The 16331-nt window shown below is 75.0% G+C and carries 12 protein-coding genes; 10 read left to right on the top strand and 2 right to left on the bottom strand.

Going from position 1 to position 16331, the window contains the following annotated elements; genetic code table 11:
• Positions 1-28: 28 nt before the first annotated feature.
• The 3 genes from hisI to GA0070611_RS13460 are packed head-to-tail and all read left to right on the top strand — an operon-like array spanning position 29 to position 2576.
• A complete protein-coding gene (gene hisI, locus GA0070611_RS31835; protein WP_091672872.1) occupies positions 29-463 on the top strand; it encodes a phosphoribosyl-AMP cyclohydrolase in 435 nt (144 codons plus the stop codon).
• A complete protein-coding gene (locus GA0070611_RS13465) occupies positions 460-2013 on the top strand; it encodes an anthranilate synthase component I (protein WP_091663659.1) in 1554 nt (517 codons plus the stop codon). Before hisI ends, GA0070611_RS13465 begins: the two co-directional genes overlap by 4 nt.
• Positions 2010-2576 carry a Trp biosynthesis-associated membrane protein gene (locus GA0070611_RS13460; protein WP_091663655.1) on the top strand — a complete coding sequence of 189 codons (567 nt, stop codon included), beginning with the start codon at positions 2010-2012 and terminating at the stop codon, positions 2574-2576. Before GA0070611_RS13465 ends, GA0070611_RS13460 begins: the two co-directional genes overlap by 4 nt.
• Here the strand turns inward: GA0070611_RS13460 and GA0070611_RS13455 are convergent.
• Positions 2569-2856 carry a hypothetical protein gene (locus GA0070611_RS13455; RefSeq protein WP_091663651.1) on the bottom strand — a complete coding sequence of 96 codons (288 nt, stop codon included), beginning with the start codon at positions 2854-2856 and terminating at the stop codon, positions 2569-2571. The genes GA0070611_RS13460 and GA0070611_RS13455 overlap by 8 nt on opposite strands.
• Positions 2857-3344: 488 nt before the next feature.
• Here GA0070611_RS13455 and trpC point away from each other — a divergent pair, with 488 nt between their 5' ends.
• From trpC to GA0070611_RS13430, 5 genes are all read left to right on the top strand, one after another.
• Entirely contained in the window at positions 3345-4148 is an 804-nt protein-coding gene (gene trpC, locus GA0070611_RS13450) for an indole-3-glycerol phosphate synthase TrpC (protein ID WP_197675995.1), read from the top strand.
• A 45-nt stretch (positions 4149-4193) separates the two neighbouring features.
• Positions 4194-5426, top strand: a complete 1233-nt coding sequence (trpB, locus tag GA0070611_RS13445) for a tryptophan synthase subunit beta (RefSeq protein WP_091663645.1) — start codon at positions 4194-4196, stop codon at positions 5424-5426.
• A gap of 4 nt (positions 5427-5430) precedes the next feature.
• A complete protein-coding gene (gene trpA, locus GA0070611_RS13440; protein WP_091663640.1) occupies positions 5431-6234 on the top strand; it encodes a tryptophan synthase subunit alpha in 804 nt (267 codons plus the stop codon).
• 384 nt (positions 6235-6618) lie between these two features.
• Entirely contained in the window at positions 6619-7866 is a 1248-nt protein-coding gene (gene lgt / locus GA0070611_RS13435) for a prolipoprotein diacylglyceryl transferase (RefSeq protein ID WP_091663635.1), read from the top strand.
• A gap of 11 nt (positions 7867-7877) precedes the next feature.
• Positions 7878-9065, top strand: a complete 1188-nt coding sequence (locus tag GA0070611_RS13430) for an FAD-dependent oxidoreductase (protein ID WP_091663630.1) — start codon at positions 7878-7880, stop codon at positions 9063-9065.
• A gap of 9 nt (positions 9066-9074) precedes the next feature.
• On the opposite strand, the gene GA0070611_RS13425 is transcribed toward GA0070611_RS13430, so the two are convergent.
• Entirely contained in the window at positions 9075-9920 is an 846-nt protein-coding gene (locus tag GA0070611_RS13425; RefSeq protein WP_091663625.1) for a GNAT family N-acetyltransferase, read from the bottom strand.
• Between the two features lie 146 nt (positions 9921-10066).
• On the opposite strand from GA0070611_RS13425, the gene gltB reads away from it, so the two are divergent.
• Together gltB and GA0070611_RS13415 are read left to right on the top strand one after the other, a co-directional pair.
• The gene (gene gltB / locus GA0070611_RS13420; protein WP_091663621.1) at positions 10067-14740 is read left to right on the top strand and encodes a glutamate synthase large subunit; all 4674 of its coding nucleotides are present in this window, start codon (positions 10067-10069) and stop codon (positions 14738-14740) included.
• A complete protein-coding gene (locus GA0070611_RS13415) occupies positions 14733-16241 on the top strand; it encodes a glutamate synthase subunit beta (RefSeq protein ID WP_091663618.1) in 1509 nt (502 codons plus the stop codon). Before gltB ends, GA0070611_RS13415 begins: the two co-directional genes overlap by 8 nt.
• Positions 16242-16331 lie beyond the last annotated feature (90 nt).

Raw genomic sequence — 16331 nt, 5'->3', positions numbered from 1 at the left:
GGCGCCGCGTGCGGGAGAATGGTCAACCGTGCCCGCCTCTGACGCGCCGGTGACCGGCGCCCCCACCAGTCCCGGTGCCGCCGCGGCCCCCGGCCCGGCCCGCCCGTCCCGGCTCGACCCCGAGATCGCCGCCCGGCTGCGCCGCAGCGCCGACGGCCTGGTCGCGGCCGTGGTCCGCCAGCACGACTCGGGCGAGGTGCTGATGGTCGCCTGGATGGACGACGAGGCGCTGCACCGCACCCTCACCACCGGGCGGGCCACCTACTGGTCGCGCAGCCGACAGGAGTACTGGGTCAAGGGCGCCACCTCCGGTCACCACCAGCACGTCCGCTCGGTGGCGCTGGACTGCGACGGCGACGCCCTGCTGGTCAGCGTCGACCAGGTCGGCGCGGCCTGCCACACCGGGCACCGGACCTGCTTCTTCACCGAGCTGCCGGTCAGCGCGCCGGAGGCCGGCGCATGACCGACGGCACAGTCGCCCCGGACCCGGCCACCTTCGCCGACCTGGCGGCTCGCTGGCGGGTGGTGCCGGTCACCCGCCGGCTGCTCGCCGACGCGGAGACCCCGGTCGGGGTCTACCGCAAGCTCGCCGGTGGCCCCGGCACGTTCCTGCTGGAGTCCGCCGAGCAGGGCGTCGGCTCGGCCGGCACGGCCTGGTCCCGCTACTCGTTCATCGGGGTGCGCAGCGCCGCCACGCTCACCGAGCGCGACGGCACGGCGGCCTGGGTCGGCGCGCCGCCGGCCGGCGTACCGACCGGCGGGGACCCGGTGGCGGTGCTGCGGGAGACCGTCGCGGCCCTGGCCGGTCCGGCCTGGGACCCGGCCAGCGGGATGCCGCCGCTCACCGGCGGCATGGTGGGCTACCTGGGGTACGACCTGGTCCGCCGCTTCGAGCGGCTGCCCGAGCTGACCGAGGACGAGCTGGACGTGCCCGAGCTGGGCATGATGCTCGCCACCGACCTGGTGGTGCTCGACCACTACGACGGCTCGGCGCTGCTGGTCGCCAACGCGGTGCTGCCCCCGCTGGACGCGCCCGGCCGGGCGGACCTGGTGACGGCCGCGTACCACCACGCGGTGGGCCGGCTCGACGCGATGACCACCGCGCTGTCCCGACCGATTCCGCCCATGATCTCCACGGTGGCCCGACCGCCGGCGCAGGACGTGGCCAGCCGGACCGCCGACGGCGGGTACCCGAAGGCGGTGGAGGAGGCCAAGGAGGCGATCCGGGCCGGCGAGTGCTTCCAGATCGTGCTCAGCCAGCGGTTCGAGCGGGCCACCCACGCCGACCCGCTCGACGTCTACCGGGTGCTGCGCACCACCAACCCCAGCCCGTACATGTACCTGCTGCGCTTCGACGGGTTCGACATCGTCGGCTCCTCCCCGGAGGCGCACCTCAAGGTCAGCGCCGGCCCGGACGGCCGGCGGCGCGCGCTGCTGCACCCGATCGCCGGCACCCGGCCGCGCGGCGGCACCCCGGCGGCGGACGCCCGGCTCGCCGCCGAGCTGCTCGCCGACCCCAAGGAGCGCGCCGAGCACGTGATGCTGGTCGACCTGGGCCGCAACGACCTGGGGCGGGTGTGCCGGCCGGGCACCGTCGAGGTGCCGGAGTTCGCCACCATCGAGCGGTACAGCCATGTGATGCACATCGTCTCCACCGTGGTCGGGGAGCTGCGCGAGGACCGCACCGCCTTCGACGCGCTGGCCGCCACCTTCCCGGCCGGCACCCTCTCCGGCGCGCCCAAGGTCCGGGCCATGGAGATCATCGAGGAGTTGGAGCCGGTCCGGCGCGGCCTCTACGGCGGCACCGTCGGCTACTTCGGCTTCGGCGGCGACCTCGACATGGCGATCGCCATCCGGACCGCGCTGATCCGCGACGGCCGGGCCTACGTCCAGGCGGGTGCCGGGGTGGTGGCCGATTCCGATCCCGCCGCGGAGGACCTGGAGACCCGTAACAAGGCCGCCGCCGTGCTGGCCGCCATCGCCGCCGCCGAGACCCTGCGGCCGGCCCGGTGAGCGCGCCGGAGACCGTCCCCGCCGTCGGTCGGGGCCGGCGCGAGCTGACGTACGCGGTGCTGCTCTGCCTGGCCGGCGCGGGCCTGGCCTTCTGGGCGGTGACCCGCACCTGGTCGGTCGAGCTGACCGCCCGGGGTTCGCTGCCGCCGAGCCGGCACGCCCGCACCGGCGCCGACCTGCTGCCCTGGGTCTCGGCGCTGGCGGTGGTCGGGCTGGCCGGGGCCGGCGCGGTGCTGGCCACCCGGGGCCGGGTCCGGCGCCTCGTCGGCGTGCTGCTGACCGGGCTCGGTCTGGCCGTGGCGGCCGGCGGCGGCTACGGCCTGACCGAGGGCGGGGTGAGCCGGCAGTGGCCGGCGCTGGTGCTGGCCGGCGGCCTGCTGGCGGCGACCGGTGGGGTGCTCACCGCGCTGCGCGGCGCGGGCTGGCCGGCGATGGGCGCCCGCTACGAGCGTGCGCACCGCCCGGCGGGACCGCCGGGCGACGCGGACCGGCCGGCCGTCGAGCGGGGCACCCGGGACGCCTGGGAGGCGCTCGACCGGGGCGAGGACCCGACGGTCAGCTGACCGGCTGGGCCTCCCGCGCGTCCCGGCGCTCCCGGACGGCGACGCCGGCCGCGGCCCGGGCGGCGACCAGCTCGGCCACCAGGCGCTCCAGCTCCCGGCGTTGCGCGGCGCGGGCCCGGTCGGCGCAGACCGCCTCCCAGGCGTTGCCCCGGGCGGTCCGCGTCCGGCCGTCCCCGACCATGGTGCGTTCGAGGGTGTGCACCACGCCGACGGCGAGGGCGGCGACGGTCCGGGAGATGGTGGTGAGTCCGATGGTCTGGGTCGGCCCGTTGGTGCTCATGGTCACCTCGTACGAGATCGGTGGCGACGGCTGGCAGGCGCCTCGTCGAGTCTGCCCGAGGAGAATGCTGACCGACCCGCGTTTCGCCGCCGTGACGTCCGGGTCAACTGTGCGGCACCCGGGCCGACCTGGGCAGGGCCGTCGTCCTTGAGCTTGGTCACAGCGGTGGCGGTCGCCGCCGTCCTGCGCCGTCCGGCCGGCCGTGTTGAGATAAGGCATGGGCGGCGGTCGATGTGCGGGTCGAGGTGCCGGAGGGCGGCCGGGTGACGCCGGCCGATGCGCGCGGTGGCGCAGCGTGACATCGCGTTCACCGGAAGTCGGCCATCATGCCACAGCCCATTTCGTGAGGAGCGCCATACCCCCGGCACCCGTCGCCAGGTGGCGCCACCTAGCATCGGCCCATGACACCCGGAGAGGGGAGTCCGTTGGTGACTGCTGAGCATGCGCACGCGGAGGGGGACGACGCCGGGTCGGCGGCGTCCGCAAGCGTGCTCGACGAAATCCTGGCCGGCGTCCGCGAGGACGTGGCCCGGCGACAGGAGCAGGTTCCGCTGGAGCGGATCCGTGAGCTGGCCGCCGCCGCGCCGCCGCCGCTGGACGCGTACGCGGCCCTGCGGCGGCCCGGCGTGGCCGTGATCGCCGAGGTCAAGCGCTCGTCGCCGTCCAAGGGGCGGCTGGCCGAGATCGCCGATCCGGCCGAGCTGGCCGGTGAGTACGCGGCGGGCGGTGCCCGGGCGATCAGTGTGCTCACCGAGGGCCGCTGGTTCGGCGGGTCGCTGGACGACCTGGCCGCCGTGCGGGCCGCGGTGAAGATCCCGGTGCTGCGCAAGGACTTCGTGGTCTCCAGCTACCAGGTGCACGAGGCGCGGGCCCACGGCGCCGACCTGGTGCTGCTGATCGTCGCGGCCCTAGAGCAGAACGCGCTGGTCGGGCTGCTCGAGCGGATCGAGTCGCTGGGCATGACCGCGCTGGTCGAGGTGCACACCGAGGAGGAGGCCGACCGGGCCCTGGAGGCCGGCGCGCAGGTGATCGGGGTCAACGCCCGTGACCTGCGTACCCTGGAGGTCGACCGCTCGGTGTTCGAGCGGATCGCGCCCGGCCTGCCGAGCAGCGTCGTCAAGATCGCCGAGTCGGGCGTGCGCGGCCCGCACGACCTGATCCGGTACGCCTCGGCGGGTGCCGACGCGGTCCTGGTCGGCGAAGGGCTGGTCACCCAGAAGAGCCCCCGCGAGGCGGTCGCCGAGCTGGTCAACGCCGGTAACCACCCGGCGACGCCCCGCCCGGTGCGCTGACCCGCGCCGGGTCCCGAGACGACACGCATCGAGAGGAAGCCCGCGATGAGCGCTGACGCCGTGGCCCCGGCCGGCCAGGTTCCCGACGCCGCCGGTCACTTCGGCCGGTTCGGCGGCCGGTTCGTTCCCGAGGCGCTGGTCGCCGCGCTGGACGAGCTGGACGCGGCGTACCGCAAGGCGATGTCCGACGAGGAGTTCCTCGCCGAGTTCGGCGCCCTGCTGCGCGACTACGCCGGCACCCCCTCGATGCTCTACGAGGCCCGCCGGTTCTCGGCCAAGGCCGGGGCGCGGATCCTGCTCAAGCGCGAGGACCTCAACCACACCGGCGCGCACAAGGTGCGCAACGTGCTGGGCCAGGCCCTGCTCACCAAGCGGATGGGCAAGCGCCGGGTGATCGCCGAGACCGGCGCCGGCCAGCACGGGGTGGCCACCGCCACCGCCGCCGCCCTGTTCGACCTCGAGTGCGTGGTCTACATGGGCGAGGTGGACACCGAGCGGCAGGCGCTCAACGTGGCCCGGATGCGGATGCTCGGCGCCACGGTGGTCCCGGTCACCACCGGCTCGCGGACCCTCAAGGACGCGATGAACGAGGCGATGCGGGACTGGGTCGCCAACGTCGACGACACCCACTACCTGATCGGCACCGCCGCCGGCCCGCACCCGTTCCCGGAGATGGTCCGGGACTTCGTGCGCGGCATCGGCGAGGAGGCCCGGGCGCAGTGCCTCGACCTGACCGGCGCGCTGCCGGACGCGGTGGCGGCCTGCGTCGGTGGCGGCTCCAACGCGCTGGGCATCTTTCACGCCTTCGTCCCCGACACCGGCGTCCGGCTGTACGGCTTCGAGGCCGGCGGTGCGGGCGTGGAGACCGGCCGGCACGCGGCCAGCATCACCGGCGGCAGCTCCGGGGTGCTGCACGGCACCCGGACGTACGTGCTGCAGAACGCCGACGGGCAGACCATCGAGTCGCACTCGATCTCGGCCGGCCTGGACTACCCGGGCGTGGGGCCGGAGCACGCCTGGCTGCACGACAGCGGCCGGGCGACCTACCTGCCGGTCAACGACGACGAGGCGATGGCCGCGTTCGAGCTGCTCTGCCGCACCGAGGGCATCATCCCGGCGATCGAGAGCTCACACGCCCTGGCCGGCGCGCTGAAGGTCGCCCCGACCCTCGCCGCCGAGCTGGGCCGGGAACCGGTGATCGTGGTCAACCTCTCCGGCCGTGGCGACAAGGACGTCCACACCGCCGGCGGATACTTCGGCATCCTCGACAAGGAGTGAGATCGTGAGCCGGATCGGGGTCGCCTTCGACAAGGCCCGGGCCGACGGGCGGGCCGTACTGGTCGGCTGCATGCCGGCCGGGTTCCCCACCGTCGAGGGCAGCATCGCGGCGATGACCGCGATGGTCGAGGCGGGCGTGGACGTCATCGAGGTGGAGATCCCGTACTCCGACCCGGTGATGGACGGCCCGGTGATCCAGAAGGCCAGCGACATCGCCCTCGCCGGCGGCGTGCGCACCGCCGACGCGCTGCGCATCATCGAGGCGGTCGCGGCCACCGGCGCGCCGGTGGTCACGATGACCTACTGGAACCCGATCGAGCAGTACGGCGTGGACGCCTTCTCCCGGGACCTGGCCGCCGCCGGGGGCACCGGCCTGATCACCCCGGACCTGATCCCGGAGGAGGCCGGCGAGTGGCTGGCCGCCTCCGACGCGTACGGGCTGGACCGCACGTTCCTGGTCTCCCCGTCCTCGACCGACGCCCGGCTGCGGATGACCGTCGAGCACTGCCGGGGCTTCGTCTACGCCACCGCGATCATGGGCGTCACCGGTGCCCGCTCGCAGACCTCCGCGGCGGCCCCGCTGCTGGTGTCCCGGCTGCGTGAGGTCACCGACCTGTCCGTCGGAGTGGGGCTGGGTGTGGGCACCGGCGCGCAGGCCGCCACCGTGGCCGGGTACGCCGACGGCGTCATCGTCGGCAGTGCCCTGGTCCGCTGTGTGCTCGACGCCCCGGACCAGGCCGCCGGCCTGGACGCCCTGCGGGCGCTCAGCGCCGAGCTCGCCGAGGGCGTCCGCAACCCGACCCGCTGACGCCCGCGCCGGCGGACCCTCTGCCCGGGCCGGGTGCCGGCTCGCGCCCCGGGCGGTCCGGCCTTCCGGCCGGTGAGCTCGCGGTGTGCTTCGCGGGCGCTACGAACTTGACGTCACGAACGACATCAGCCGGGCGTGGTCCGGGCTGATGTCGTCAGCGACATCAAGTTTGCCGGCGCTCGCGATGCCACTCCGGCTCGGCTGGCCCGCGACCGGCCCGTCGACCGCCCGGGCGGGGACGGCCCGTCCGCACCCAGCATCCACCGGGCCCGGCGAATCCGGGGCAAAGGGCCCACGCGGCCGCAGAACCGGCAGTCCGCCGGCCGTGAACCTGACCGGACCGGGGTGCCGCCGGCACCGTCCGCACCGGTACCGTGTGCACCCGTGACCCTCGCCCCGATGACCCCACTGGCGGCGCTGCCCAGCCCCAGCACCGCCGTCTGGCAGCTCGGACCGCTCCCGATCCGGGCGTACGCGCTCTGCATCATCGCCGGCATCGTGCTGGCCTGCGTGGTGACCGAGTACCGGCTGCGCCGGCGCGGTGTCGCCCCGGGCGCGGTGCTCGACATCGCGGTCTGGGCGGTGCCGGCGGGGATCGTGGGCGCGCGGATCTACCACGTGATCACCTCGCCGGAGAAGTACTTCGGCGCCAACGGTGAGCCGCTCAAGGCGTTCGCCATCTGGGAGGGCGGTCTCGGCATCTGGGGCGCGGTCGCCGGTGGCGCGGTCGGGGCCTGGTTCGCGGCCCGGCAGCTCGGCATCCCGCTCACCGTGGTCGCCGACGCGCTGGCCCCGGGCCTGCCGCTGGCCCAGGCCGTCGGCCGCTTCGGCAACTGGTTCAACAACGAGCTGTACGGCGGCACCACCAGCCTGCCGTGGGGCCTCCAGGTGCACGTGATGGACCCGGACAACCCCGGGCACGCGTTGCGTGACGACGCCGGCAACCCGGTGCTACAGCCCGGGCTCTACCACCCGACCTTCCTCTACGAGGCGATCTGGAACGTCGGCGTCGCCGTGCTGGTCTACGTCCTGGACCGGCGGCTGCGGCTCGGCCGGGGCCGGGCCTTCGCGCTGTACGTGATGGGCTACACCGCGGGCCGGTTCTGGATCGAGCTGATGCGCACCGACGAGGCGAACCAGATCCTCGGGCTGCGGGTGAACGTCTGGACCTCGGTGCTGGTCTTCCTCGGCGCGCTGATCTACTTCCTGCGCGTCCGTGGGCCGCGGGAGTACCTGGTGCCGATCGGCGGCCCCACCCCGGCGGCGACCACCACCGGCGGCGACGTGTCCCAGGTCGACCTGGCCGCCCGGGAGGCGACGCCGCCGGTCGCCCCGGACGGCTACCGGGTGGTGACCGAGGAGCAGTTCCGGGCGTACCGGGAGACCGGCGAGGTCCCCACCGACGAGCCGACGGCGGCCGACGGCGCGGCCCCGGACACGGACACCGGGGCCGAGGACGGGACCGCCGCGCCCCGGACCCCGACCGACGCGGACGCCGCGCCCTTGACCGACCCGGACGCCGGGCGCGCGACCGACCCGGACGCCCGGGACGGCGGCCCGGACGGGGCCGCCCCGGCGGACGAGGACCGGGCCGGCGCCGGCGGCGCCCGCCCCACCGACCGGGACAGCTGAGCGGGGGAGCCATGCGTACCGCGGTGGTGGTCGGCGCCGGTCTCGGCGGGCTGGCGGTGGCCGGCGTGCTGGCCCGCTCCGGGTGGCGGGTCACCCTCCTGGAACGGGCCGACCGGGTCCGCCCCGAGCCGACCGCGGTCGTGCTCTGGCCCAACGGGGTACGCGCGCTGCGGGCCCTCGGGCTGGGCGCCGGCCTGGACGCCATCGCCACCCCGCTCGTCGACGGCGGGGTACGCCGTCCCGACGGGCACTGGCTGGTCCAGCCCCGCCCCACCCCGGCCGAACGGGTGCCGGTGGTGGTGCACCGCGAGGACCTGCACGACGCGCTCATCGCCGGCCTCGGCGACCAGGTGGAGCTGCGGACCGGGGTGACCGTGCGCACCGTGCGGGCGGTGGCCGGCGAACGGCCGGCGGTCGGCGACGGCCGGCACACCCTGGAGGCCGACCTGGTGGTCGCCGCGGACGGCATCGACAGTGAGGTCCGCCGCCACCTCGCCCCCGAGGCGCAGGTGGTCAGCTCCGGCTGCGCCGCCTGGCGGGCGGTGATCCCCTGGTACCGGGTGCCGCAGTCGGCCTTCGATGAGCAGCTGGGCGGCGAGATCCTCGGGGCCGGCTACCGGTTCGTGGCCGCCTCGCTGGGCGAGCGGGGCGCCGCCGGTGGCTCCAGCCGGGGTGGCGTGTACTGGGTGGCCACCGCGGCCGGCGCGCCCCGTCCGGAACCGCCCCGGACCCAGCTCGCCCTGCTCAAGCGCTGGTACGCGGGCTGGCCCGCGCCGATCGCCGCGCTGCTCGACGCCACCGACCCGGACGACCTGGTGCAGCAGGAGATCCGCGAGCTGCGACCGCTGCCCCGGGCGTACGGCTTCCCGGCCGGTCCGGGTGGGGTGGTGCTGCTCGGGGACGCCGCGCACGCCATGCCGCCGCACCTCGGGCAGGGCGCCTGCCTCGCCTTCGAGGACGCCGCCACCCTCTCGGCGCTGCTGCGCGAGTCGCGGCTGCCGGACGCCGTGGTCGCGTACGACCGGTTGCGCCGGCCCCGCGCGGCGACGATGGTGCGGCAGACCCGGCGGATGTCGGCGGTGCTGCAGACCCGGGGCCGGCTGGCGCTGCGGGCCCGCGACGCCGCGCTCGGCACGATCAGCCCGCGGCTGCGCAACACGGCGGCCACCGCCGCCGCGCGGTGGCAGCCGCCGACCTGACCGGCCCGGTCAGCCGATCAGGGCCGCCGGCTCGGCGATGCAGGCGGTGCCGACCCGGCGGAAGCCGACCCGCAGGTAGACCCGGGCGATGTCCTCGCTGCCGGCGCTGAGGAAGACCAGGTCGGTGCCGGCGGCGCGCAGCTCGTGGGCGAGGGTGGCGGTGACCGCCGCGCCCAGGCCTCGCCGGCGGGCCGCCGGCAGGGTGGCCACCCCGGCGATCTCCGCGACCTCACCGACCCGCATCGCCATGCCGCTGGCCAGCGCGCCCTGCTCGGCGGTCCCGGCCAGCGCCGAGATCCGGCGGCCGTCGGCGATCCGGGCGGCCTCCTCCTCCAGCGCGGCCAGGTCGAGCCGGGAGACCGCGGCGTCCCGCTCGGTCGGCCCGGCGTCGCCGCGGGCCGTGCCGCCGTGGGCGAAGCCGACCGCCGCGACCGCCCGGCGCAGCGCCACGTCGGCCGCGAAGCCGGGGTCCGCGGGATCGAGGACCCGCACCGGTACGTCGCTGAGCGTCACCGGGTCGGGCAGCCGCTCCGGGTCCAGCACCAGCAGCGGCGCCTCCAGCACCGTGAGGCCGGCCGAGCGGGCCACCGCGAGCAGCTCGGGGTTCGTCTCGTGCACCCACTCGAACGCCTCGGGCAGGCCCAGCTCGCGCTGTCGGGCCCGGACCGCGGTCACGTCGGCGGCCGAGGCGGGCCGGTCCGCGCCGGGGCGGGGCCGGGCGTAGAACGGCCATCCGGCACCGTCGCGGACGAAGAGCACCAGCGGGCCGTACTCCTCCGCACGGGCCGCATCCCGGGGCACCGCGTCGTAGAACGACTCCAACCGGTCCAGCACGTCAGCCCGTACGATATCCACCGCGCGAGACTACACGTCCCAGATTCTGGAAGTGTGATCAATCTGAACTGGCCTTGCGCGGCACGCCCTAACGTAGACTCAATAAGACCCACGCGGGCCGACGTCGTCCCCACCATGTTTCCACCTGAGTGACGACAGGAGGCCCGGTGGCCTTTCCGTACCCGCACAGCCCGCAGCCGGCCCCGCAGGCGACGGGGCTGTACGACCCCGCGAACGAGCACGACGCGTGCGGCGTGGCCTTCGTGGCCGACCTGCACGGGCGCCGATCGCACCAGGTCGTCGCGAACGGTCTCGGGGCGCTCTGCCGGCTGGACCACCGCGGCGCCCGAGGCGCGGAGCACAACACCGGTGACGGCGCCGGCATCATGATCCAGGTGCCGGACGCGTTCCTGCGCGAGGTCGTCGACTTCCCGCTGCCGCCCGCCGGCCAGTACGCCACCGGCCTGGTCTTCCTGCCCGACGACGACGCGGCCGAGGCCCGCGCCCGCCGGGTGGTGGAGAAGTACGCGCTGGTCGAGGGCGCCGACGTGCTCGGCTGGCGGGAGGTCCCCACCGACCCGTCCGGCCTCGGCGAGACCGCGCTCGCCGCGCTGCCCCGGGTGCGGCAGCTCTTCCTCGCCGCGCACCGCCTCACCGACTCGCCCGCCGGGCCGGCCGGCTCCCCGCTGACCGGGCTCGACCTGGACCGGGTGGCCTTCTGCGTCCGCAAGCAGACCGAGCGGGAGACCGCCGAGCGGGGCGTGCCGGCATACTTCCCGTCGCTGAGCGGCCGGACCATGGTGTTCAAGGGCATGCTCACCCCCGACCAGCTGCCGGCGTTCTACCCGGAGCTGACCGACGAGCGGGTGGTCAGCGCGATCGCCCTGGTGCACTCGCGCTTCTCCACCAACACCTTCCCGTCCTGGCCGCTGGCCCACCCGTACCGGTTCATCGCGCACAACGGTGAGATCAACACGATCCGCGGCAACCGGAACTGGATGCAGGCCCGCGAGGCGCTGCTGCGCAGCCCGAACCTGCCCGGCAACATCCGCCGGGTCTTCCCGGTCTGCACCCCGGGCGCGTCCGACTCGGCCAACTTCGACGAGGTCCTGGAGCTGCTGCACCTGGCCGGGCGGAGCCTGCCGCACGCGGTGCTGATGATGATCCCGGAGGCCTGGGAGAACGACCCGGAGATGCGTGCCGACAAGCGCGCCTTCTACCGGTTCCACGCCAGCCTGATGGAGCCGTGGGACGGTCCCGCCTCGGTCGCCTTCACCGACGGCGAGATCGTCGGCGCGGTGCTCGACCGCAACGGGCTGCGCCCCGGGCGCTGGTGGCGGACGGCCGACGGCCTCGTGGTGCTGGGCAGCGAGGCGGGCGTGCTCGACCTCGACCCGGCCGCCGTGGTGGCCAAGGGCCGCCTCCAGCCCGGCAAGATGTTCCTGGTCGACACCGTCAACGGCCGGATCGTCTCGGACGACGAGATCAAGACCGAGCTGGCCGCCGCTCGGCCGTACCAGGACTGGCTGCACGCCGGCCTGATCGAGCTGGACGAGCTGCCCCCGCGCGAGCACATCGTCTACACCCACGACTCGGTGCGCCGCCGCCAGCAGACCTTCGGCTACACCGAGGAGGAGCTGAAGATCCTGCTCGCGCCGATGGCCCGCACCGGCGCGGAGCCGCTCGGCTCGATGGGCACCGACACCCCGATCGCCCCGCTCTCCACCCGGGCCCGGCTGCTCTACGACTACTTCCACCAGCTCTTCGCCCAGGTCACCAACCCGCCGCTGGACGCCATCCGGGAGGAGTTGGTGACCAGCCTGGCATCCACCATCGGGCCGGAGGGCAACCTGCTCGACCCGGGCCCGGCGAGCTGCCGGCAGATCGTGCTGCCCTACCCGGTGATCGACAACGACGAGCTGGCCAAGATCCTCTCCATCGACGAGGACGGCGACCTGCCCGGCTTCAAGGCGGTCCGGGTCTCCGGGCTCTACCGGGTCCGCGACGGCGGCGCCGGCATCAAGGCCCGGCTCACCGAGATCTGCCGGCACGTCTCCGAGGCGATCGAGGACGGCGTCCGCATCCTGGTGCTCTCCGACCGGGACTCCAACGCCGACCTGGCGCCGATCCCGTCGCTGCTGCTCACCGCGGCGGTGCACCAGCACCTGGTCCGCGAGCAGACCCGGACCCAGGTGGCGCTGATCGTCGAGTCCGGCGACTGCCGGGAGGTCCACCACGCGGCGGTGCTGATCGGCTACGGCGCGGCGGCGGTCAACCCGTACCTGGCCTTCGAGTCGGTCGAGGACATGATCTCCACCGGCGCGCTGGTCGGGGTGGAACCGGCCAAGGCGGTCCGCAACTACGTCAAGGGGCTCGGCAAGGGCGTCCTGAAGATCATGTCCAAGATGGGCATCTCGACGGTCTCCTCGTACTGCGGGGCCCAGGTCTTCGAGGCGGTCGGGCTGGACACCCGCCTGGTCGAGCGCTACTTCCGGGGCACCCCGAGCACCATCGGCGGGATCGGCCTGGCCGAGATCCACGCCGAGGTGGCCGCCCGGCACGCGCTGGCCTGGCCGGCCCCGGGCAGCACGCCCACCGACCGGCTGGAGGTCGGCGGCGAGTACCAGTGGCGGCGCGAGGGCGAGCTGCACCTGTTCAACCCGGAGACGGTCTTCCTGCTCCAGCACGCCACCCGCAGCCGCCAGTACGACGTGTTCCGCCGGTACACCGCGAAGGTCGACGAGTTGGCCGCCAAGGCCGGCTCGCTGCGCGGGCTGTTCACCCTGCGCACCGGGGTCCGCCCGCCGGTGCCGGTCGAGGAGGTCGAGCCGGCGGCGGAGATCGTCAAGCGGTTCGCCACCGGCGCCATGTCGTACGGGTCGATCTCGGCGGAGGCGCACGAGACCCTGGCCATCGCGATGAACCGCCTCGGCGGCAAGTCCAACACCGGTGAGGGCGGCGAGGACGTCGAGCGGCTGCACGACCCGCAGCGTCGCTCCGCGGTCAAGCAGATCGCCAGCGGCCGGTTCGGGGTGACCAGCGAATACCTGGTCAACGCCGACGACCTCCAGATCAAGATGGCCCAGGGCGCGAAGCCCGGTGAGGGCGGCCAGCTGCCCGGCAACAAGGTCTGGCCGTGGATCGCCCGGACCCGGCACGCCACCCCGGGCGTCGGCCTGATCTCCCCGCCGCCGCACCACGACATCTACTCGATCGAGGACCTCGCGCAGCTCGTACACGACCTGAAGTGCGTCAACCCGGCCGCCCGGGTGCACGTCAAGCTGGTCAGCGAGGTCGGCGTGGGCACCGTGGCGGCCGGGGTGGCCAAGCTCAAGGCCGACGTCATCCTGATCTCCGGGCACGACGGCGGGACCGGCGCGTCCCCGCTCAACTCGCTCAAGCACGCCGGCACCCCGTGGGAGCTGGGGCTGGCCGAGGCGCAGCAGACGCTGCTGCTCAACAAGCTGCGCGACCGGGTCACCGTGCAGGTCGACGGCCAGCTCAAGACCGGCCGGGACGTGCTGATCGCGGCACTGCTCGGCGCCGAGGAGTTCGGCTTCGCCACCGCCCCGCTGATCGTCGAGGGCTGCGTGATGATGCGGGTCTGCCACCTGGACACCTGCCCGGTCGGCATCGCCACCCAGAACCCGGTGCTGCGCGAGCGCTTCACCGGCAAGCCGGAGTTCGTCGAGAACTTCTTCCTCTTCCTCGCCGAGGAGGTCCGCGGCTACCTGGCCGAGCTGGGCTTCCGCAGCATCTCCGAGGCGATCGGGCACACCGAGGTGCTGGACGTGGTGCCGGCCATCGACCACTGGAAGGGCCACGGGCTCGACCTGAGCCGGGTGCTGCACCTGCCCGAGCTGCCCGAGGGGGCCGCCCGGCGCGGCGTCCGCGCCCAAGACCACGGCCTGGAGCTGGCGCTGGACAATCAGCTCATCGCGCTGGCCGACGGCGCGCTGCGCGACGGCACGCCGGTGCGGGCCGAGGTGGCGATCCGCAACGAGCACCGCAGCGTCGGGGCGATGCTCGGCGGCGAGGTGACCCGCCGCTTCGGCGGCGCCGGCCTGCCCACCGACAGCATCGAGTTCCTGCTGCACGGCACCGCCGGCCAGTCGTTCGGCGCGTTCCTGCCGCACGGGGTCACCCTGCGGCTGCACGGCGACGCCAACGACTACGTCGGCAAGGGCCTCTCCGGCGGCCGGATCGTGGTCCGCCCGGACGACGCCGCGCCGTTCGTCGAGGACGAGGCCGCGCCGGGGGAGCGGGCCGAGGACCAGATCATCGCCGGCAACACCATCCTGTACGGGGCCACCGGCGGCGAGGTCTTCCTGCGCGGCCGGGTCGGCGAGCGCTTCGCGGTGCGCAACTCCGGCGCGGTGGCCGTCGTCGAGGGCGTCGGCGACCACGGCTGCGAGTACATGACCGGCGGCACGGTGGTGGTGCTCGGCCCGACCGGGCGCAACTTCGCCGCCGGCATGTCGGGTGGCACCGCGTTCGTGCACCGGCTCGACCGGCGGCAGGTCAACGCGGAGCTGGTCGACCTGTCGCCGCTGCGCGACGAGGAGCGCGACCGGCTGCACGAGCTGGTCCGCAGGCACGCCGCCGAGACCGGCTCGGCGGTCGCCGGGGAGCTGCTCAAGCGCTGGCCGGAGGCGGTCGAGGAGTTCACCGCCGTGGTGCCCCGCGACTACCGCCGGGTCATGGAGATCATGCGGGCCGCCGAAGCCGCCGGCCACGACGTCGACGACGCGGTCATGAAGGAACTGGCCGCGCCCGCTGCGCCGGCACTGCCGGTGCCGCCCGCCCCGCGGGTGGTCGCCCAGGAGGTGGCTCGTGCCTGACCCGAACGGTTTCCTGCGCTACGACCGGCGGCTGCCCGCGCGCCGGCCGGTGCCGGTGCGGATCATGGACTGGCGGGAGGTGTACCCGCCGGCCGGCGAGGAGCTGATCCGCGAGCAGGCCACCCGGTGCATGGACTGCGGCATCCCGTTCTGTCACGACGGCTGCCCGCTGGGCAACCGCATCCCGGACTGGAACGACCTGGTCCGGACCGGCAACTGGGACGCCGCGGTGGAGTCGCTGCACGCCACCAACAACTTCCCCGAGTTCACCGGCCGGCTCTGCCCGGCGCCCTGCGAGGCGGCCTGCGTGCTGGGTCTCGGCGGGCAGCAGCCGGTCACCATCAAGCAGGTCGAGGTGGAGATCGCCGACGCGGCGGTGGCCCGGGGCGGGCTGCGGCCCCGGCCCGCGCCGGCCCCGACCGGCCGCTCCGTCGCGGTGGTCGGGTCCGGCCCCGCCGGGCTCGCCGCCGCGCAGCAGCTCGCCCGGGCCGGGCACGACGTCACCGTGTACGAGCGGGACGACGCGATCGGCGGCCTGCTCCGCTACGGCATCCCCGACTTCAAGCTGGAGAAGCAGCACGTCGACCGCCGGGTGGCCCAGCTCGCCGCGGAGGGGGTGCGGTTCCGCACCGGGGTGCACGTCGGCGTCGACGTGACCGCCGAGCAGCTGCGCGCCGAGCACGACGCGGTGCTGCTCGCCTGCGGCGCGCTGCAGGGCCGGGACACCCCGGAGACGCCCGGCCGGCCGCTGCGCGGCGTACACCAGGCGATGGCGCACCTGGTCGCGGCCAACAGGGTGGTCGCGGCGGCCGGGGACGGTCGGCCCGCCCTGGCCACCCTGCCCGACGGCACGCCGATCGACGCGGCCGGCAAGCACGTGGTGATCATCGGGGGTGGCGACACCGCCGCCGACTGTCTCGGCGTGGCCCACCGGCAGGGCGCGGCCGGCGTGCACCAGCTCGACCTCTACCCGGAGCCGCCGGTCGGCCGGGACGCCGCCCGCGACCCGTGGCCCACCTGGCCGTGGGTGCTGCGCAACTACCCGGCGCACGAGGAGGGCGGCGAGCGGGTCTTCGCCGTCGCGGTGCAGGAGTTCGTCGACGACGGCACCGGCCAGGTCCGGGCGGTGCGCATCGCCGAGGTGACGGTGGAGAAGCGGGACGGCCGGCGGATCGTCACCGCGCTGCCCGGCTCTGAGCGGGAGATCCCGGCCGACCTGGTGCTGCTGGCCATCGGCTTCGAGGGCACCGAGGAGCAGCCGCTGCTGTCCCAGTTCGGGATCACCCGCAACGCGCGGGGCGCGATCGACGCCCGCCCCGACTGGCAGACCGCCGCCGACGGGGTCTTCGTCGCCGGCGACATGCACAAGGGCGCGTCGCTGATCGTCTGGGCGATCGCCGAGGGTCGGGCCGCCGCCGCCGCGATCCACGCCCACCTGGGCGGGGTCGGCACGCTGCCCGCGCCGGTCGACCCGGCCCGGCAGCCCCTCGCGGCCCGCTGACCCCAGCCGCACCACGACACCCCGGTCCGCCACGGACCGGGGTGTCGTGGCGTTTCGTGCCCGGCCGCACCCGCCCGTCCGGGCCGGGTC

The organism is Micromonospora auratinigra (assembly GCF_900089595.1).
GTDB classification, from domain to species: Bacteria; Actinomycetota; Actinomycetes; order Mycobacteriales; family Micromonosporaceae; genus Micromonospora; species Micromonospora auratinigra.
Note: the sequence above shows the minus strand (reverse complement) of the source record. Positions and strands in the feature narration are given on the sequence as shown.

Excerpts from the sequence above, each read along its gene's own strand:
- GA0070611_RS13465 (WP_091663659.1), top strand. The coding sequence starts at position 460 with ATGACCGACGGCACAGTCGCCCCGGACCCGGCCACCTTCGCCGACCTG.
- GA0070611_RS13455 (WP_091663651.1), bottom strand. The coding sequence starts at position 2,856 with ATGAGCACCAACGGGCCGACCCAGACCATCGGACTCACCACCATCTCC.
- trpB (WP_091663645.1), top strand. The coding sequence starts at position 4,194 with ATGAGCGCTGACGCCGTGGCCCCGGCCGGCCAGGTTCCCGACGCCGCC.
- GA0070611_RS13430 (WP_091663630.1), top strand. The coding sequence starts at position 7,878 with ATGCGTACCGCGGTGGTGGTCGGCGCCGGTCTCGGCGGGCTGGCGGTG.